An 18,710-nucleotide genomic window follows, 5' to 3' on the forward strand; every position below is an offset into this window, starting at 1 on the left:
ACAAGTTTCGCTATTTGCAACTAGAACTCAGCCGTCGCTGTTCGCTCGTCCATTGGAGCTACGATTTGCTTCCAGAAACGCTTGTATGACTCTCGCACCCTCAAGTGTAAAGTTTTATATCTGGATTCAACACTTCTGCTCCCGCGCCAACAGAAAATCTAAAATAATGTTCGTATCAAACAGAATCTTCATTATTGGTATTTTTCCATCAAATAATCAATATATTCCTCCTTCAATTCCGCATCACTCAGATGAGAGATATCCTTAATCACCCCCTTTAAGTTCATCAATGTCCCCGGTTCAGCCGGTTTCGCCATCCCCGTCATTTCCTGCTGAATTGAACCTAATAGGGAGTGGACCAACCGCCAGCGTTCCGACAGCGGCAACGCCAATGCTTGCCTTTCAATTTCCTGTACCGTTTCCTGTCTGGTTTCCTGTATGGTCATCAGTATTTCCCCATTTCCCCAAGAAACTTTTTATTAACCGATAAATCGACCGGTCCCCCTTCGAGACAACCCGCAAACTCCTGGGTCAGTTCCAAAAACGATCCTGGCTGCGTAATTGCCGCTTTGGACATAATCTCGGTGGTTTCTGACTCCGCTTTTTGTTGTTCACGAGCAGCCAAAAACTCTAGAAAATCTAAAACTTGCTGTTGTACCGCCACTGGTAGGGTTCGCAGTTGCTTTAAAACCCTGACCTCAATAGGCCCCTGCGGTTGTAAATCTTGCATAACCCTAATCTGCCCTATTTGAAGAGATCATCAGAAATCTCAACGCTAATTTTAGCCACTGTCTTGATCATGACTACATAATTCATAGTTTAGCGCTGCTCAACCTTTATCGAGCGTAAGGACGAGCCATAAACGTCTGCACAGTGCCGTACAAACGACCATCCAGCCCTGCCAACTCATGCTCAATATCTTCCAATCGGCCCAACTTGCTCGTCCATAAACCATTCGGCAATTGTCGAGCCACATGCTGCGGTCTACCGTCTGGCGTGGCATAGATAGCCAGCTTCTCAACCCCAGCCTCCAACGCCCCATGCTCACAAACCCGAAAACCAAGCGTTTTATACGCCTTTACAAACGCCGCAATTGAAACCTCCCTCGGTACACCCGCTGGCCAATAGTAGTCATCTTCTGGCAAGGGCGACCACCAGCGATCGTTCTCTTGACCTGCCCAAGCCAAACAATTGTAGTTGCTGGTATAGGGACTTGTAATGCGGTAGTTGGTCTGGGCCAAATTCGGCCAATCCTGTTCCAACTCAGCATGGGTATCCATTCCGTCGTCCCCACGCTAACCATGCTGAAGCCATTTGGGGCAAGCGTCCGCGATCGTCCGGCTGAATTGGGTTTTCCCCCGTAATCGATCGTAAAGCCCAAAACCAATGATCCGGTTGCTGCCGAAGATCTTGCAAAATCAACCCAACCACCGGTCTTCCCATCCCAATAATTTGTTGATAAGCCGTATTCAAAACAATGTCACTCATCAGCGAACAATGCCTTGTCTCCCGTCGCCATTGCGCCGCCAACGCCTGAAACTTAAGCACCGCCTCTGACGAAGGCACTAGCGGTTCAGAAATTTCCAACAACCGTTCCTGCAAAAACTCAGTCGGCGTTTTCCCCCTGGCAGCCAGATAGTTTAAGAGTTCATCAGGAATCTCGACACTAATTCGAGCCATTGTATTGATGCCCAAACACTCATTAATAGTTTAGCTCCGCTCCTCCAAGTAATCTACATAGACCTCAGTCGGGTCTTCCCCATCTAACTGCACAACCCCCACCAAACTCCGTGTCCAGGGATCAAGATCAGCTAAAGCCTCCAGACTTGGGCTGGGAGGCTCCAACGGCATACTTTCCTGTTGAATCGAACGTAATAAAGACCGAACCAACCGCCAGCGTTCCGACAGCGACAACGCCAATACCTGTCTTTCAAGTTCCTGTACCGTCATCTGTATTTCCCCAATAAAGTTCGTTTTCATTCCTACGTTTTACCCGCCTGACAAAACTTTCCCCGGATCTGCTCTATCACCGTCTCCAGCAGCATCCCCTGACCCTGAGCGAGTGCCTCAGTCGCTTCATCAACCTTTATCCGCACATCACTCACCCAAGCCTCATACGCCTGCTGTTGGGCTTCCAGCACTTCCAATGCCTTTGCAATCATCTCGTCCGCCGACTGATATTTACCATCTCACTAAGCCGATTGAATCGATGCCAATAAACCTGAAGCATTAACCAGCCCGTACTAAAAACATCGAGATATATCGTTGAATGATCTCCTGATTCAATACTAACCCCGCTACAACAGCCGTTGACGCCGCCACGTCACTGCGTTGTTGCCGATCGCCGCCACCTGTTGTGCCACCTTCTTTAAGACAGCCACCGAATCAGGAGTCTGTAACAGGACCGTAAACGACTTTATAATTGGCCCATTTATAATTGCTCCACCAGGGTTTCCGCGCCCTGGCCTCAAATTAACGTGGGTTTGATCAGGCTTCAAGGGGTTGCTCGTTGCAACCACACTGCACACTCCACATGGGGAGTTTGGGGGAAGAAATCTGCTGGTTGTACCCATTGCACCTGATAGTCCCCCCCCTGACAAAGGTGTTTCAGATCCCGTGCAAGGGTCGCGGGCTTGCAACTGATATAGACAATATGCTGGGGTTGACGGCTGAGGAGGGTATCCAAAACCTGGCGATCGCACCCCTTACGCGGGGGGTCCAGCAACACCACATCCGGTTGTACGGTGAGTTGCGGTAACAAGTCTTCCACTCGCCCTACCTGAAAGTGGACATTCGTAATCTGATTGGCCGCTGCATTGATCTCAGCCTGGGCGATCGCCGCTGCTGACACCTCTAGCCCGATCGCCTGTTGTACCCGTTGTGCTAGGGGCAGGGTAAAGCTACCCACCCCACAGTAGGCATCCACCAACACCTCCTGTCCAGTCAAGGGCAGACGCGCACTTACCTTCGCTAACAACTGTTCCGCCTGCTCCGTATAGACCTGGAAAAAGGTTGTTGGTTCCACGCGAAACCTTAAGCCCGCAAATTCCTCATACAGATACGATCGCCCCGCAATACAGGCCGTCTCTTTGCCAAAAATCGCATTGGTCCGATCGGGATTATGGTTCAAACACACCCCCACCAACCCTGGATAGCGCTGTAACCACGCCTGCGCCTGGGAGGCTAAGTTGGGCAATGCATCATCCCGCACCACCAACGTCAACAACATTTCCCCCGTGCGACGCCCCAGGCGCAGAGCCAAATGACGCAGGGTACCCTGATGGGTGGCTTCGTCATAAACGGACCAACCCTGGGCTGTGAGATCCTGCTTAACCTGCGCCAGCAATGGGTCTAATCTGGGGTCCTGCACAGGACACTGATTCAAATTAATCAACCGATGGCTACCCTTACGGTAATAGCCCGCTTGGACCGGCCCGGTTGCTGATTCGCCAGTGGGGACATGGCGCGATCGCCGTAGGGGATAGGTGGCCTTATTGCGATAGCCCAGGGCTTGGGGAGCTGCCAGGATCGGTTCAATGACGGGCACCTGGATGGCAGCCAGTCGTTGTAGGGCTTGGCGCACTTGGTTGTGCTTGGCTGCCAACTGCCGCTCATAGGTCACGGTTTGCCACTGGCACCCCCCGCATTTGTCCGCCACAATACACGCCGGTCGGATACGATCGGGTGAAGGGACCAAAACCCGTTGCAACTGCCCGTGGCCATACTGGCGCTTTACCTGGACCAGCCGCACCTGCACGCGATCGCCCGGTACCGTATCCGGGACAAATACCACCCAGTTGTCCAACCGCCCAACGCCTGCCCCTTGATCATTGAGATCGGCGATCGTCACCTCAACCAATTGTCCTTGTTGCCACTGTGCCATCCTGCCGCCTCCGGGGTAAGCGTGTCATCGCGATCCAACCTTAATGCATTCAGGTCCCCGCATGAGGTATAGCAGTCATGCCTAAGGGGCAGACAGCGCCCCTCCCGGTGTTGGTATCCCCCCCAACGCCCGCCTCCCCTTAACCCGGTCTGAAGGCTTAATTATTGAGTTTTGTAAATATTTCTCAGACGGACGAATAGGCGACGGGTGGGCATTTGGCCGTATCGGCAGGCCAATTGGAGCGGTAAAGTCGGGGGATCTCGTAATTAAATGAGAATCTGATCCAGAGAGTCGCTAAACTACTAAGGTGTATATTCAACGCATCCCCGTAATCATGAGTGTAGTTAGTCAAGTCATCCTGAAAGCTGACGATGAGCTTCGCTACCCCAGTATTGGCGAACTCACCAACATCCAAAAATTTTTTGAAACGGGTGAACAGCGGCTTCGCATTGCGACCACGCTGTCTGAGAATGAGAAAAAAATTGTGCAACAAGCGACCCGGCAACTGTGGCAGAAGCGCCCTGACTTCATCGCCCCTGGTGGCAATGCCTATGGCCAAAAGCAGCGCAATCAGTGCATTCGCGACTTTGGTTGGTACTTGCGCCTAGCCACCTATGGTGTTCTGGCCGGAGACAAGGAACCGATCGAAACCATCGGCTTGGTGGGCGCTCGTGAGATGTATAACTCTTTAGGGGTGCCTCTCCCAGGGATGGCCGAGGCCATTCGCTGCCTGAAAACGGCGGCCTTAGAACTGCTGAGCGCCGAAGATGCGACGGAAGCGGCCCCCTATTTTGACTTCATGGTGCAATATATGGAGTAGTTGGAGTTGCGCTGATAGGGATTGCACAACCCGGAGGGGGCCTTCGTGTTATCCCGTATCGCCAATTGCTTCTAAGCCTTACGGCTCGGTGGCAAATGAATTTTCACATCAATAGTTTTGAACGCGATTGCTGGGAAATCTTCACGGTGCAGGGGTAGGGTCTGTGGTGCCCTACCTTTTTGCTGTGGGGCGATCGGACGGGGGGCGATCGTCGCGATGCGTCCCAGGTTGGACCGGCCCTACTTCACCAGTCGCCAGCCCAGGCGCTTTAAGCTTTCCTCGGACCCCACCACAATCATGTTCCGGTCAGGACAGGAAATAATAATGCTGCCCCCTTCGTTGACGGCGACTTTGCCATCATGGCCGCTTTGGTCCTGGCGATCACAGCGGACTTGTTGACCCACTTGCCAATTCATCATGTGTCCCTCCTGACAGTGTTCATCACGGGTCAATCTCGATTGTCTTTATCATCACGGGATCGGTGGCGATCGGACTTCCTACGGCTGGTTCATCCCATCTGGTGACACGATCGGGTGATGCCGTCGCTTCGGCACCTCGGCGGCTTGGCCGGTTTGCTCCAGCCGCATCAGTCCGACCAAAATCAGCCTTAAGCCCATATCCGCACATCGGCGCGTTATGAAGGTCGCCCCGATCACAACTGGTGTCATCCGCGATCTGCCAGCGGTCACCCTCGTTGTCTATCCCCATTCTCTCGCGTTAAGGGGATGCGGCTAAAAGAATTTTGCTGACTGCTCTCCCCTGGGCAGCTTGCGCCTAGTCCTTACAGGGTTGGAATTTCATCGGCGAAGCTGGCCCAACGAACGAAATGAAAGGGTCCTGCGATCGACCCCCAAATGTGTTCGCCAGTTTCGGGGTCCCGCCCGCGATCGAGGCTGGTAAAGCGATCGGCATCAATTTCAAAGGTACTGTCTAAATAGGTACTGCGACCATCGCGGACTACCATACACCCATTGCCTGGTTCCACATACCCCTTAAAACTTTGGCCCGTCCATTCAGTAATCATGTTGCAACCGGACAGCTTTTCAAACTGATCAGGGGTTAGGGTCGCTAGGCGATCGGGTTCGCGGGTGGCGTTATAGAACGCCTTTTCATCCTTGAGGATATAGTTTTCAATCTCAATGTGATCGCCCACGACTTGCAAGTTGAGTGCCCGGATACGGTAGGGCCGCGTGAGCATATAGTCGTAAGCTTGTTCGACCAGTAGCCCAATGCCAGAAAACAGGGTTGGCGGTAAGGGGCGCATACAAACGCGGATATGGGCATACAGGGGGGGATTCTCAAATGCCTGTTCTTGATTGCTGAAGTCAGCCGCCATCCAGCGGGCTAGCGTTACGATGTCAGTCGAATGGGACACAGGTTTATCCGAAAGGTATAGACAATTGCCAAGAACCAAGTTCTTTTGGCATTGTATAGCAATCCTCTGATTAGTGGCGGTGTATCATCCTCAGACCCGAAACGGTGCCGATCGCGCCAAACGACCACCGTATAATAGGAGGTTGCCCACGCTTATCCCTGAATGTGCCCCATGCCCGACGATCGTGCCGTGTCCCCGGCTGCCCATCGCCCCACCGACTCCCACTCCAACCGCGAGGATCAGCGGGCCGTCCGCCTCGACAAGGTGGAGCAACTCCGGCAGTTGGGCATCAACCCCTACGCCTACCGTTGGGACGTCACCCACCAGGCCGCACCGCTCCAGACCCAATTCGCGGACCTACCGGCGGGGGAAGGCGTGGATCTTGCCGTCACGATCGCGGGACGGATTATGGCCCGCCGGGTATTTGGCAAACTGGCCTTCTTCACCCTGCAAGACGAAACCGGTACGATCCAGCTTTACTTAGAAAAACAGACGATCCAAACCGGGATGGCTGCGATTGATCCTGATGCCTTTACCCACCTCAAGCAACTGACAGACGTGGGCGATATCCTGGGGGTCAAGGGCACAATCAAGCGTACTGAAAAGGGCGAACTCTCGGTGATGGTCAGCGAGTATGCCATCCTGACCAAGTCCCTACTGCCCTTACCCGATAAGTGGCATGGGTTAACCGATATTGCCAAACGCTATCGTCAGCGTTATGTGGATTTGTTCATTAATCCTGATGTGCGCGAGAGCTTCCGGCGTCGGGCCAACATTACCGCCGCCATCCGCCGCTACTTGGAAAACCAAGGCTTCCTGGAGATTGAAACCCCTGTCCTTCAGATCGAAGCGGGGGGAGCCGAAGCGCGGCCCTTTACGACCTACCACAATACGTTGGAAATGCCCCTCTACCTACGCATTGCCACGGAGCTGCACCTGAAGCGGCTGGTGGTGGGTGGGTTTGAAAAGGTATTTGAACTGGGGCGGGTGTTTCGCAACGAGGGCGTTTCCACTAAGCACAATCCGGAGTTCACCACGATCGAAGTCTATCAAGCCTATGCCGACTACCACGACATGATGGCGCTAACCGAAACCCTGATTGCCCATGTTGCCCAGACGGTGTTAGGGACTCTCAAAATTGATTACCAAGGGGTAACGATTGACCTCACGCCTCCCTGGCGGCGGGTGACCATGCATGAGATTGTCCAGGAAGTCACGGGGGTAGATTTTCGTCAGTTTACAACGGTGGCGGCGGCCCGTGAGGCGGCGGCGGCGGCGGGCATCCCTGGGATTGAGGACTGTGAAACGATCGGTCACCTGCTGAACGAAGCCTTTGAACAAAAGGTTGAAGATACTCTGATCCAGCCCACGTTCATCATCGACTATCCGGTGGAAATCTCCCCCTTGGCCAAACCCCATCGCCGCCAACCGGGCCTAGTCGAACGGTTTGAATTGTTTATCGTCGGTCGGGAAACCGCCAATAGCTTCTCCGAGCTAACCGATCCGATCGACCAGCGCCAACGCCTCGAAGCGCAAGCTGCCCGGAAGGAGGCCGGGGATCTGGAAGCCCATAGCGTTGATGAGGATTTCCTAACGGCTTTGGAGTATGGGATGCCTCCCACTGGGGGCTTGGGGATTGGCATCGATCGCCTGGTGATGCTCCTCACCGATGCTCCTAGCATTCGCGATGTGATCGCCTTCCCCCTGCTCAAACCTGAAAAAACGGACCCTGACCTGGCCCCCTAAGGGAACCTCGGTGTTGACTGTGCCTTGGGGGTGAACGCCGATTGGCTCTTGGCACCCCAGAGACACAGCGTACACAGGGAGGAAGAGCGCTTAGGGGAGGAAGCTGACTAGGGCCTCGCGCACGTTGGGATATTGATAGGTAAAGCCACTGGCGATCGTGCGTTCCGGGATGACCTGTTGTCCCTCTAGCACCACTTGGGCGGCATCCCCCAGGATCGTATGCAACACGAAGTCGGGGACGGGTAACCAGGAGGGACGGTGGAGAATCTCGCCCAAAACCTGGCACAGTTCCGTCATGCGCACCGGGTTGGGGGCTGTGGCGTTGTAGACCCCCTGCATGGTTCGATCGGTGATGGCCTTCAGGATGAGGCTCACCAGATCGTCGCGGTGAATCCAGGAAAACCACTGGTGACCACTGCCGATCGGTCCCCCGGCAAACAGCTTAAAGGGCGGCAACATCTTGGCGATCGCCCCCCCCATTCCCAGGACAATGCCACTACGCAGAATCACCAAACGCACCCCACTCGCCCGCACCGCCTGCGCCTCCGCCTCCCAAGCTTGGCAGACCTGGGCCAAAAAATCCGAAGCAGCGGGACTGGTTTCATCAAACCGGGCGGTTTCGCTGGTGCCGTAATAGCCGATCGCGGAGGTGCTAACCAATACCTGGGGTTGGGGGTTGGCCTGGGCGATCGCGGCCACCAGGTGACGGGTTGTCAATTGGCGACTGTCCAGAATGACCTGCTTCCGTTGGGGTGTCCACCGTTCATCGGCGATCGCAGCGCCGGCCAGGTTGACTACGGCATCGCAACCGCTTAGGGTTTGTTGCCAGTCCCCAGGTTCGGTCGGCGTATAGGGGACTACGGTTACGGTGGGGTAGGTCGTCGGGGGAAACCGTTGCCGTCCCCGCTCGGCATTCCGCGTCAGGACGAGGAGGTCATGCCCCTCGGCGCTGGCTCGCTCGACTAACCGTTGCCCCACAAAGCCCGTTGCCCCTGTAATTGCGATTTTCATACGCTTTGTCTACACCACCTTTGTAAAAAGTTCCGATGAAACAGTCCTTCCTAATAAGATACTGGGGTAGCCCGGTCTGTGATAGCGTGGGGCTGCGGTTCCGGTCGCGATCGCGTCGCCGCTCCTGTGGGAAATTCCTAGAGGGGTCGGCATCCTGCCTGCCCCTGAGATTCTTGGTGTATTGATCCAGCGTTGTTGAGTCCTGCCTAGTTGAGTCCTGCCTATGCGCAAACTCTATTTCCTACTCCCCGGTACGGGTCCCCGTTTTGCCTGTGGCGGTCTCTGGGCAGAATTAAGGCTCTACCACCTGGCCCAGCAGCTTGGGGCGGCGGCGATCGTCACCTATCGACAACGGGAAAAAGACACCCTGTTTTTGGCTGATCTGTTGCGGCAACCATCGTCCCAAGCATCTCTTAATGACGTTATCTTTGTCCTTAGTTGGGGGTTTGATGTCCCCAAGTTGGCGGCTCGATTGCAACGCTATGCGGTGATTTACCATGCCCACAGCGCTGGGTATGGATTTCGGTTGCCGTCGCGGCTGCCGATTGTGACCGTCAGTCGCAACACGATGGGCTACTGGGGGCAGCGATCGCCCCATGCCTTGATTTATTATTTGCCTAACCAAATTGCCGATGAGTTCCAAAATTTAGGGCTAACGCGGGATATTGATGTTCTAGTCCAAGCCCGGAAATCCTCAACCTATTTACTCAACACCTTGATTCCGGCTCTACAAGCTGTTTGTCGCGTTGAAGTTGTGAATACCTATGTTGAGGATCTCCCCCATTTGTTTAATCGGGCTAAGGTTTACCTGTACGATTCGGCGGAATACTGGGCGCAACAGGGTGTCACCGAAGGCTTTGGCCTACAACCCTTGGAAGCAATGGCCTGCGGTTGCCAGGTATTTTCCAGTGTTAATCATGGTCTATCGGATTATCTTGATCCGGGGTTTAACTGTGAGAAAATTGCCGGTTATTCCCTCGGCTTCGATCGCGAACGGATTCTCGCCGCGATCGCCCAGTATCCCCAATTCTCACTATCAGACCGGGCACTGGCTGAATACCGAGGACCGAACATCCGCGATCGGCTGACCAAAATTCTCGCGGAACTGAATCAATTTTTTGATTATCGCCACGCGCAACCGGATGTTATTCCTGCGTTCAGTCAACTTGACTTTCTCAAGAAGAAATGCCAAAAAGTTTGGCACAAGTTACGCAAACTCAAATCATGATCCCCCTAGGACTCTACCCGCGCCTCACCCAGTTGAATTTGCCAGAGGTCGGCATAGATGCCTCCCTGATTGATTAATGCTGGGTGCGTCCCCTGTTCAACTACCTTACCCTGATCCATCACATAAATACAATCAGCATGACGGATGGTGGACAGGCGATGGGCGATCGCAATGGTGGTGCGGTTGGCAGTAATTTTAGTCAGCGATCGTTGAATGGCCGCTTCCGTTTCATTGTCTACCGCTGAAGTTGCCTCATCTAGGACCAGGATCGGCGGATCTTTGAGGATGGCGCGGGCGATCGCGAGGCGTTGGCGTTGGCCCCCGGAGAGTTTTTGGCCCCGTTCCCCGACGATCGTGTCATATCCCTGGGGCAAGGCTTCAATAAATTCATGGGCCTCGGCCATTTTCGCGGCTATGATCACCTCGTCCAACTCAGCCCCAAAGCTGCCATAGGCAATATTCTCTGCCACTGTTCCGTGGAACAGGAAAACATCCTGACTCACTAGACCGATCGCCCGCCGCAGATCCGTCAGTCGCAACTCCCGGATATCAATACCATCCAGACGAATGGTTCCGGACTGGATCTCATAAAACCGCAGGAGTAATTTCACTAGCGTACTTTTGCCTGACCCGGTGGCCCCCACGATGGCGATCGTTTGCCCCGCTGGCACGTGCAGGGAAAGGTTCTCCAGCAGTGGCACGCTGGCATAGTAGTGAAACCCCACCTGCTCAAAATCTACCTGGCCACGCACCTCGGCCAAGGGAAGTTGGCGATCGCCGGAAGCGATTGTGATTGGCGTATCCAGCACATTCATCACCCGCCGGGTGGAGGCCATCGCCCGTTGGTATTGATCCAGGGTTTCCCCCAAGCGCGTCAGCGGCCAGAGTAAGCGTTGGGTTAGGAAGACCAAGACACTATAGGTCCCCACGGAAAGGCGTCCTGCCGCAGCCTCCAGCCCTCCCAATAGCAAAATTGCCACAAAGCCTGCCAGAATCACAATCCGGATCAGGGGTACAAAAGCCGCACTCAGGGCGATCGCCTCTCGATTCGCTTGGCGGTAGGCCCAACTTTCCCGGTTAATCCGCTCCCGTTCGTAGGCTTCGGCGGTGAAGCTCTTGATGGTTACAATTCCCGTCAGGTTATTCGACAATTGCCCATTCAGGAGACTTACCCTTTCCCGCACTAGGGCATAGCGGGGGGCCAGGAGCCGTTGAAAGGCGATCGACCCCAGGAAAATAAATGGCATCGGCAAGATCGCCATTCCCGCCACATTGGGAGCCAGGATGAAAAAGGCGCCCCCGATCACAATCACCGTGGTGGTTACCTGGATAATTTCATTGGCCCCGATATCAAGGAACCGCTCCAATTGGTTGATATCGTCACTTAGGATCGACATTAACCCGCCTGTACTACGCTCCTCAAAATAGGCCAGTTCCAGGTTTTGCAAATGGGTGTAGGCATCCAGCCGCAACTCGTGCTGCATCGTCTGGGCCAGGTTACGCCAGAGGCGGGCATAGGCATACTCAAAGGCCGACTCTAACCCCCAAATGATCAGACTCAAAAAGGAGAGTGTCACCAACTGCCAGAACACAGCCTGAATCCCCAGACGGGCCAAGAGGGAGTCCTGCTGTTCCACCACCACATCCACCGCCGCCCCAATGAGGGCCGGGGGAGCCAGATCAAAAATTTTGTTGAGGATGGAACACAGGACTGCCAGCCAGATCTGGGTGCGGTGGGGACGTCCATAGGCGAGGAGACGTTGGATCGGCGACAGGGCACGGGGGGAAGCGGCTTTCAAGGTAGGAACCCCAACAGGCAAGGACGGCTCCTGACTTACCCAATTGGGGCACAGGCGCTTTCCCCACGATAGCCCCTGCCGGCAAGGGTTGGCTAGCCGCCGATCGGGGCGCGGGGACTCACCCGATCGGGTTACTACAGGAACGGCTGGAAGGTATCAACTAAGGCAGCGACTGCGTTCGGGATTTGGGCAATCCCTGCCTGGGCACCAGCAATTAACAGCAACAGCACATCATCCCCCGCCTGACGCGCCAAAATCACCCCCTGGACCGGTTGGGTTTGGCCCGCGATCGTTAAGCGCCCCGACCAGTTCACCTGCACGCCCCCCCTCGGCAAGTCCACCGGAATCGCCGTACTGGCAAACCCCTCCCCCCGTGCCAAGGCAGCTTGGGCAACCTGGGCTAGGGCAAAGTTATCTAGCGGTTGGCTGTCAAAGGCAGGCCGTTGCACGGGTTGCACAATAACCGTATAGGCTAGGACGCCATCGGGGGCTTCAATGAGCACCGATCCTGCCAGGGGACTCACCCGATAGCCCTGGAGAATACCAACCCGAAAGCGGGCATTGGCGTCAATGTAGGTATTGGTCACTGGCAGCGGCGAAACGTCGGTCAAGTCCGCCGCTGATTCTGGCAATGGTAACGGAGCCAAATCCCCGGCTGGCGGCACATCAGTGGGCATCGTACTATTGGTTGGCTCAGGGATGGGGGAGACCTGCGCATCCGGATTACTCCAATCACTCGGTACCATTGGCTCCGTCAGGGGAGGGGATGTGACGGGTGTATCAGGCTCAGGCGTTAACGTGGATGGCGGCGGGGGGACCTCCGGTGTTGCAGTCTGGGCACTGGCAGGTTGGATTGTCTCCTGAAGAACTGCTGTCGGAGAGAAGGCGGGGGGTCTCCAGGGAAGACGATCGCCCAGGCACAAGACCGCCGCTGTGATCGCGACCCAAACTAGCCAACGTAACCACCGTTTGCGCATGACTCACGTTCCCAGACTAAACTTTCCTAGACGCACTTTCCTGCAACGATCAGGTGAGCATAACCGCTTGTTAGGTTACTTTAACCGGTTGCTGCGTCTGATTTCCATTGGTACCCCCTACCATGTCCTCACCTCCGCTTATAACCCTACTCACGGACTTTGGCGATCGGGATAGCTATGTTGGGGTGATGAAAGGTGTCATTGCCGGGATTAATCCCCACATCCGTGTGATTGACCTGACTCACCAGATCCCGCCCCAGGCGATCGCCCTAGCCCGATTCCACCTGATGACCGCTGTTCCCTACTTTCCTCCCGGAACGGTCCATCTCGCGGTCGTTGATCCGGGGGTGGGTAGTCAACGACGGGCGATCGCGGTTGCCCTGGCAATGGGCAGTTTTTTAGTCGGTCCCGATAACGGCATTTGGGGTGGGGTGGTGCAGCAGTATCCCGTCCAAGCTGCCGTCGTGCTAAACAATCCCACCTATTGGCGGACAGGCCAATCCAGTGCCACGTTCCACGGGCGGGATATTTTTGCCCCGATCGCTGCCCATTTGGCCAGTGGGGTGGCGTGGGCAGCCTTGGGTGAGCCGATCGCGCCCCAAACCCTGGTAGATCTCGATCTACCAGGATGCCAGCCAACCGCGCTCGGGTTAACGGGCACGGTGCAAGCGATCGATCATTTTGGCAATATCATCACCAATATTCCCGCTGCCCAGCTTCAGGGGCAACCCTGGCAAGTGATTTGGGGCGATGAGCTTATCCCGGCAGCGACTACCTATAGTGACGTGGCCGTGGGGAGTCTTTTGGCTTTAATTGGCAGCCACGGCTGGCTAGAAATTGCGTGTCACCGAGGTAATGCTGCCCAGCGCCTTAAGGCTGAATGGGGCCATAGGGTGAGTGTACATTGGTTAGGAGATACTAGGGATCTCATTATTTAAGTAACGTGGGTTTGCGGAAGGGTGAAATGATTGCAGCCTAGCTCCAAAAAGTCGAGTGATCATTGCAAGCACACAACTAAGAAATAGCAATTTACCGGAACAACAGAGAATATAGTTTGTGGGATACTGGTGTTCTTAAGAAGCCCTAAAAACGCTGCATATCTATTTTTAGACTTGCTGATCAATAAGATGGGACTTGATGAAATTTCCTGCTTTAGATACGCATGAATAGCTCTGGTTTAATCAATCGCTTGGGTGTTGAAGATAAAGCATCCCGACGATCGCGGCTATACGTGGCAATTAGTAACATCGTAGAATAAATTCAGGATCGGTTGCTTGAGGGATACCCGCCATGACCCCCCTAGACCTGCAAGAATTTCACCTCACCCTGCCCCCCACCCAGGATGACCTCCCCTGTGATGACGGAGTACCAATGGAGAGTCAACGTCATAAATTGCAAATGGATCTGCTCATTGACGCCCTTATCCCCTGGTTGGAGGCCAGAGAGGATGGCTACGTCGGTGGTAATATGTTTGTCTACTACAGCCTCAAACAAGTCCGTAATCAAGACTTTCGGGGACCGGATGTCTTTGTTGTTCTCAATGTCCCCAAGGGCGAACGCAAAAGCTGGGTCTGCTGGGAAGAGGGGAAACCCCCGGATGTCGTGATTGAGCTACTGTCTGTCAGCACACAGGACGCCGACAAAGGCGAAAAGAAGGAGATCTATCAAAACCAAATGCGGGTTGCCGAATATTTTTGGTACGACCCCTTTAATCCAGACGACTGGGCCGGTTTTCAACTACACGGTACCTACCAGCCGATCACGGTGAATCCCCAAGGCCAATTAGTGAGTCAAGTCCTCAAGTTAGGGCTAAGCCGTTGGTCGGGGACTTACCAGGGCGTCTCAACCACCTGGTTACGCTGGGTAAACTTGGATGGCACGCTTTTGCCGACAACAACCGAATTGGCCCAACAGCAGGCTGAACAAGCCCAACAGCAGGCTGAACAAGCCCAACAACGAGCCGACTACGCGGAACGGCAAGTGTTGCAAATTGTCCATAATCTTCGACAAACGGGCATGAGTGTAGCTCAGATTGCGCAAGTCACCGGACTCTCCCTCGAGCAGGTCAATGCCTTGGAGGGGCGATAAGCATGGGAAAGCAAATATTTATTTTTAGTGGAGCACAAATTGAATGTAGGCTAGCCGTCTCGGCGGTCTGGGTGGCCGACAGGATGCCTAAGTTCCGTAGTCACTATGCTGATGGTATCTAGACCGATGTTGTGGCTGGTGTCAAGTTTCCGCGATCGCCTTAGCAGGATATAATCAACGCTTCTGAGTGCCGTTACCCTGGCTGTTGTCTGAAATCCACCCCCTAGTCGTTAACCGACTGGGGCGGTGTCGTACTTAGGGGGACTGCACCGGGGAATGCCCGCCTTGAGCCATTGCTGTCATTCATGTCCGTGACCTGCGAACTTTCTCCCACCCTCCTATCCCCCCAGACGTGGCCCTTTAGTCTGTCTGCCTTGCCGCGCACTGCTGTGTTGGTGGGGGGGGCGGTGCGGGATGCCTTGTTAGGGCGGGATATGGGGTATCTCGATCTGGATTTTGTGTTGCCCGATCGCGCGGTCGAAGTGGCCCGACGGCTGGCCCATCAGTATCATGCGGGGTTTGTTGTGCTCGATGCGACCCGCCAGATTGCCCGTGTGGTCTTTCCCCAGGCGACGGTTGATTTTGCCCAGCAGGAGGGGGATTCGCTAGAAGCCGATCTGCAACGGCGGGACTTTACCATCAATGCGATCGCCTATAATCCCCACACCCAAACCCTCATCGATCCGCTCAATGGTTGTCAGGACTTGGAGCAGCAGCAACTGCGGATGGTGGCGATCGCCAACTTGCAGGCCGATCCCCTACGCGTGCTACGGGCCTACCGTCAGGCGGCCCAACTCGGGTTTACGATCGCACCCAGCACCCAAGCAGCCCTCAGCCAATCTGCCCCCCTGCTCCAGCAAGTTGCCCCGGAACGGATTCAAACCGAGTTCAATTACCTGCTTAACTATGCCGATGGCAGTGATTGGCTAGTACGGAGTTGGCAGGATGGGGTGTTGGCCCAGGTCATCCCCCTGCCGATTACGCCAGCCCAGATTGAACGGTTGCAGGCGATTGCCCCAACCCTCAACCGTTTAATGGAGATGGGGGTGGATCTACGCTCGTCTTTGGCCATGCCTCTCCGTGAAACCGAAAAACCCGGCAGTTACCGAGGCACTGATCCCCGCTCGCAAAGTTGGTTAGGGATCGTGCGCCTGACCACGCTATTGTTACCGCCGCCCCCTTTGACCGTTACCCCAGACCATCTCGAAGCGGTGGCGATCGCCCTGGGCCAACTTAAATACAGCCGTGCCGTCAGCCGTGCGGTCCTGCTGATTCTGCAAACCTTACCTAGCCTGGCCATCCCACCTGATACCATTCGGGCGCAGTATTGGTTCTTTCGGGAAGTTGATGGGGCTTTCCCGGCGATCGCGCTGGTCTCCCTCGTTAGTGGTTATCCTGATACCGCGCTGGTCCCCTTACTGCATCGCTTTCTTGACCCCGACGATCGGGTTGCCCATCCCCAACCCCTCCTGAGTGGCCGTGATTTGATCCAACATCTCCATCTGCGGCCCGGTCCCAATATTGGTCACCTGTTGAGCGAACTTCAGATTGCCCAGGCCGAAGGCAAAATCCAGACCCCCGCTGCGGCCCTTGCCTGGACTCGCCAATATTGGCAACAATGCCCGGATAAGACTTGAGACCTCAGTATCAAACCGTTGGCATTGCCAACCACATTCGGCCAATAGACCATCGCGTGCAACGGTAAGCTACCATAAGCAGCGGACACCCTACTGCGTAGTGGGAGCAACGATGATTGAGGTTGAACATCTCAGTAAGGTTTACCGGGATATCCCTGCGATCGCTGATGTCACCTTCCAGGTGGAAGCGGGTGAAATTCTGGGGTTTCTAGGCCCCAATGGTGCTGGTAAAACCACCACTATGCGCATCCTCACGGGTTATTTACCCGCCTCCAGCGGGACGGCCCGGATTGCTGGTTACGATGTCCATGAAGACTCTATGGCGGTGCGTCAGCGCATTGGCTATCTCCCCGAATCACCGCCCCTCTATGGCGAAATGACGGTGGAGAGTTTCCTCGATTTTGTGGCTCGACTGAAGGGCGTGGCTGCTGGCGATCGTCCAACTCAGGTGAACTCAGCGATCGTGCGGTGCAACCTGGAGGAACGACGCACCAGCCTGATTCGCAAGCTATCTAAAGGTTTCAAGCAACGGGTCGGCATTGCCCAGGCGATTGTCCACGATCCCCCGGCTATTATTCTCGATGAACCCACGGTTGGCCTTGACCCCCGCCAAATTATTGAAGTCCGCAATCTGATTAAGCAATTGGCCGGTCAGCACACAATCATCCTTTCGACCCACATCCTGCCAGAAGTGAGCATGACCTGCGATCGGGTGGCTATTATCAACCGGGGCCGCATTGTGGCCACCAACACCCCGGATAACCTGCTCAGTCAACTGGCCGCCGGAACTGGCTACGAGTATGAACTGGAAATTGCCGGCGAATTGCCGGCGATTCTGACCTGTCTGGGCAGGGTGTCGGGTGTTGAATCCGTAACCCCCCTCACGCCTGTGGCCGAACGGCAGGTGGTCAAAGTCACCTGTCAGACCGGAGTGGAAGCTGGTCGCGATCTGGCGAGTGCCCTGGTAACTGCGAACCTAGGTCTGTATGAAATGCGTCGCAGTCGTGCCAGCCTGGAAGATGTCTTCCTCGAACTCACAATGGAAGAAGCACCGCCAACCCCAACGCCAGTGGATGCCGCGATCGGCCAGGGTCCTTCGCCGGAACCCGCCGAGGATTCTCCCCCGGCCACTAAGGCAGCTTCTAGGGGCGATCAGCACGCAGATTCGGAGGTTTGAGGTTCACATCTCCCCTCAATTCCTGTGGATACGCCCCTCGTCCACTGGGAGATGCTAGAGTGGTCACCTTTGATACGCACTGTTTATTAACGTTTATTAACCCTTTAATTCATTATGCGGATTGTTGTTGGCAATATCATGGCGATCTACCGGCGCGAATTACAGGGGTACTTTGCTGCCCCCTTGGCCTACGCGATCGCGGGTGCATTTTGGTTTTTGAGTGGCCTATTCTTTGTTCTTATTTTGCAAGGAGCACTGATGCAGTCCTCGATGCTCGATATGCAACGGCAACAATTGGGGGCCAATGCGATTCCGCCCTTTGATGTCCCCAGTATTGTCCTACAGCAATTCCTGGGCGCGATGGGTTTCATCGTTCTGGTCATCCTGCCCATGCTCACAATGGGGTTGTATGCCGAAGAGCGGAAACAGGGGACCCTGGAACTACTGGCCACCTCACCCATTACCAACTGGGCCGTTGCTTTGGGTAAGCTCCTGGGCGTCTTCACTTTCTTTTTTACGCTGCTACTGCCGGTGCTTATGTACGAGGCGATCGCCTTGTCTGGGGCTGAGCCACCCTTGCCGATCGCCGTCTTTTGGATCGGGCATCTGGGGTTACTCCTAGTGGCTGCTGGGATCTTATCCTTGGGGATGTTTATTTCTTCCTTGACGGCTAGCACGATCCTATCGGCAATTCTGACCTTTGTGTTGGTCTTTTTCCTGTGGATCTTGGACGCGGTCGGGCGGAATGCCAGTGGGCCAATGGCAGAGGTATTCGGACACCTATCACTGTTACGCCACTTTGATAACCTTAGCCAGGGGATTCTGGAGACCAGTGCATTGGTGCTGTTTGCCAGCTATATTTTTCTGGGAATCTTTTTAACAGCTCAATCGATCGAAGCCCTCCGCTATCAACGATCCTAATCCCCCCGCGATCGCGATCGTCCCCCTCCTGTGTTACTACCTCTGGGA

21 protein-coding genes are annotated in these 18,710 nt (G+C 55.0%); 8 read left to right on the forward strand and 13 right to left on the reverse strand.

What is annotated here, in order from left to right:
• Positions 1-191: 191 nt before the first annotated feature.
• The 7 genes from ACWIUF_RS16285 to rlmD all read right to left on the reverse strand — a co-directional run bounded on the left by ACWIUF_RS16285 (position 192) and on the right by rlmD (position 3,883).
• On the reverse strand, positions 192-446 hold the full coding sequence (locus tag ACWIUF_RS16285) for a hypothetical protein (RefSeq protein ID WP_448573576.1): 255 nt from the start codon (positions 444-446) through the stop codon (positions 192-194).
• A complete protein-coding gene (locus tag ACWIUF_RS16290) occupies positions 446-730 on the reverse strand; it encodes a hypothetical protein (protein WP_448573577.1) in 285 nt (94 codons plus the stop codon). The genes ACWIUF_RS16285 and ACWIUF_RS16290 overlap by 1 nt, the downstream gene beginning before the upstream one ends.
• A gap of 106 nt (positions 731-836) precedes the next feature.
• Positions 837-1,280, reverse strand: coding sequence for a DUF7689 domain-containing protein (locus ACWIUF_RS16295; RefSeq protein WP_448573578.1), 444 nt, complete (start codon positions 1,278-1,280; stop codon positions 837-839).
• Complete coding sequence (locus ACWIUF_RS16300; RefSeq protein ID WP_448573579.1) at positions 1,264-1,680, reverse strand: hypothetical protein; 417 nt, start codon at positions 1,678-1,680, stop codon at positions 1,264-1,266. The genes ACWIUF_RS16295 and ACWIUF_RS16300 overlap by 17 nt, the downstream gene beginning before the upstream one ends.
• Positions 1,681-1,710: 30 nt before the next feature.
• Positions 1,711-1,980, reverse strand: coding sequence for a hypothetical protein (locus ACWIUF_RS16305; protein WP_448573580.1), 270 nt, complete (start codon positions 1,978-1,980; stop codon positions 1,711-1,713).
• Positions 1,981-1,982: 2 nt separating this feature from the next.
• Positions 1,983-2,162 (reverse strand): hypothetical protein, encoded by a 180-nt coding sequence (locus ACWIUF_RS16310; protein WP_448573581.1) that lies wholly within the window; start codon positions 2,160-2,162, stop codon positions 1,983-1,985.
• A 332-nt stretch (positions 2,163-2,494) separates the two neighbouring features.
• Positions 2,495-3,883, reverse strand: a complete 1,389-nt coding sequence (gene rlmD / locus ACWIUF_RS16315) for a 23S rRNA (uracil(1939)-C(5))-methyltransferase RlmD (RefSeq protein WP_448573582.1) — start codon at positions 3,881-3,883, stop codon at positions 2,495-2,497.
• A 334-nt stretch (positions 3,884-4,217) separates the two neighbouring features.
• Here rlmD and ACWIUF_RS16320 point away from each other — a divergent pair, with 334 nt between their 5' ends.
• Positions 4,218-4,703, forward strand: coding sequence for an allophycocyanin (locus ACWIUF_RS16320; RefSeq protein ID WP_448573583.1), 486 nt, complete (start codon positions 4,218-4,220; stop codon positions 4,701-4,703).
• Between the two features lie 239 nt (positions 4,704-4,942).
• Here ACWIUF_RS16320 and ACWIUF_RS16325 read toward each other — a convergent pair whose 3' ends face one another.
• The 3 genes from ACWIUF_RS16325 to ACWIUF_RS16335 form a co-directional block, all read right to left on the reverse strand.
• Positions 4,943-5,122, reverse strand: coding sequence for a hypothetical protein (locus ACWIUF_RS16325; protein ID WP_448573584.1), 180 nt, complete (start codon positions 5,120-5,122; stop codon positions 4,943-4,945).
• A 78-nt stretch (positions 5,123-5,200) separates the two neighbouring features.
• Positions 5,201-5,371 carry a hypothetical protein gene (locus ACWIUF_RS16330; protein WP_448573585.1) on the reverse strand — a complete coding sequence of 57 codons (171 nt, stop codon included), beginning with the start codon at positions 5,369-5,371 and terminating at the stop codon, positions 5,201-5,203.
• Between the two features lie 113 nt (positions 5,372-5,484).
• The gene (locus ACWIUF_RS16335) at positions 5,485-6,078 is read right to left on the reverse strand and encodes a CpcT/CpeT family chromophore lyase (protein ID WP_448573586.1); all 594 of its coding nucleotides are present in this window, start codon (positions 6,076-6,078) and stop codon (positions 5,485-5,487) included.
• A 171-nt stretch (positions 6,079-6,249) separates the two neighbouring features.
• Here ACWIUF_RS16335 and lysS point away from each other — a divergent pair, with 171 nt between their 5' ends.
• Positions 6,250-7,824, forward strand: a complete 1,575-nt coding sequence (gene lysS, locus ACWIUF_RS16340) for a lysine--tRNA ligase (RefSeq protein WP_448573587.1) — start codon at positions 6,250-6,252, stop codon at positions 7,822-7,824.
• A gap of 90 nt (positions 7,825-7,914) precedes the next feature.
• On the opposite strand, the gene thyD is transcribed toward lysS, so the two are convergent.
• Entirely contained in the window at positions 7,915-8,835 is a 921-nt protein-coding gene (thyD, locus tag ACWIUF_RS16345; protein WP_448573588.1) for a thylakoid membrane protein ThyD, read from the reverse strand.
• 223 nt (positions 8,836-9,058) lie between these two features.
• Here thyD and ACWIUF_RS16350 point away from each other — a divergent pair, with 223 nt between their 5' ends.
• Entirely contained in the window at positions 9,059-10,063 is a 1,005-nt protein-coding gene (locus tag ACWIUF_RS16350) for a glycosyltransferase (RefSeq protein ID WP_448573589.1), read from the forward strand.
• A gap of 5 nt (positions 10,064-10,068) precedes the next feature.
• On the opposite strand, the gene ACWIUF_RS16355 is transcribed toward ACWIUF_RS16350, so the two are convergent.
• Positions 10,069-11,883: an ABC transporter ATP-binding protein gene (locus ACWIUF_RS16355; RefSeq protein ID WP_448573590.1), complete on the reverse strand. Its 1,815-nt coding sequence runs from the start codon at positions 11,881-11,883 to the stop codon at positions 10,069-10,071.
• A 113-nt stretch (positions 11,884-11,996) separates the two neighbouring features.
• Entirely contained in the window at positions 11,997-12,839 is an 843-nt protein-coding gene (locus ACWIUF_RS16360) for a hypothetical protein (RefSeq protein WP_448573591.1), read from the reverse strand.
• 122 nt (positions 12,840-12,961) lie between these two features.
• Between ACWIUF_RS16360 and ACWIUF_RS16365 the strand changes: the two genes are divergently transcribed.
• From ACWIUF_RS16365 to ACWIUF_RS16385, 5 genes are all read left to right on the forward strand, one after another.
• On the forward strand, positions 12,962-13,777 hold the full coding sequence (locus tag ACWIUF_RS16365) for an SAM hydrolase/SAM-dependent halogenase family protein (RefSeq protein ID WP_448573592.1): 816 nt from the start codon (positions 12,962-12,964) through the stop codon (positions 13,775-13,777).
• Positions 13,778-14,129: 352 nt separating this feature from the next.
• Positions 14,130-14,927 carry a Uma2 family endonuclease gene (locus ACWIUF_RS16370; RefSeq protein ID WP_448573593.1) on the forward strand — a complete coding sequence of 266 codons (798 nt, stop codon included), beginning with the start codon at positions 14,130-14,132 and terminating at the stop codon, positions 14,925-14,927.
• A gap of 305 nt (positions 14,928-15,232) precedes the next feature.
• Positions 15,233-16,564, forward strand: coding sequence for a CCA tRNA nucleotidyltransferase (locus ACWIUF_RS16375; protein ID WP_448573594.1), 1,332 nt, complete (start codon positions 15,233-15,235; stop codon positions 16,562-16,564).
• 112 nt (positions 16,565-16,676) lie between these two features.
• The gene (locus ACWIUF_RS16380) at positions 16,677-17,741 is read left to right on the forward strand and encodes an ABC transporter ATP-binding protein (RefSeq protein WP_448573595.1); all 1,065 of its coding nucleotides are present in this window, start codon (positions 16,677-16,679) and stop codon (positions 17,739-17,741) included.
• Between the two features lie 114 nt (positions 17,742-17,855).
• The gene (locus ACWIUF_RS16385; protein WP_448573596.1) at positions 17,856-18,662 is read left to right on the forward strand and encodes an ABC transporter permease; all 807 of its coding nucleotides are present in this window, start codon (positions 17,856-17,858) and stop codon (positions 18,660-18,662) included.
• Positions 18,663-18,710: the final 48 nt, after the last annotated feature.

The sequence above is a fragment of the Trichothermofontia sp. genome (assembly GCF_053493415.1).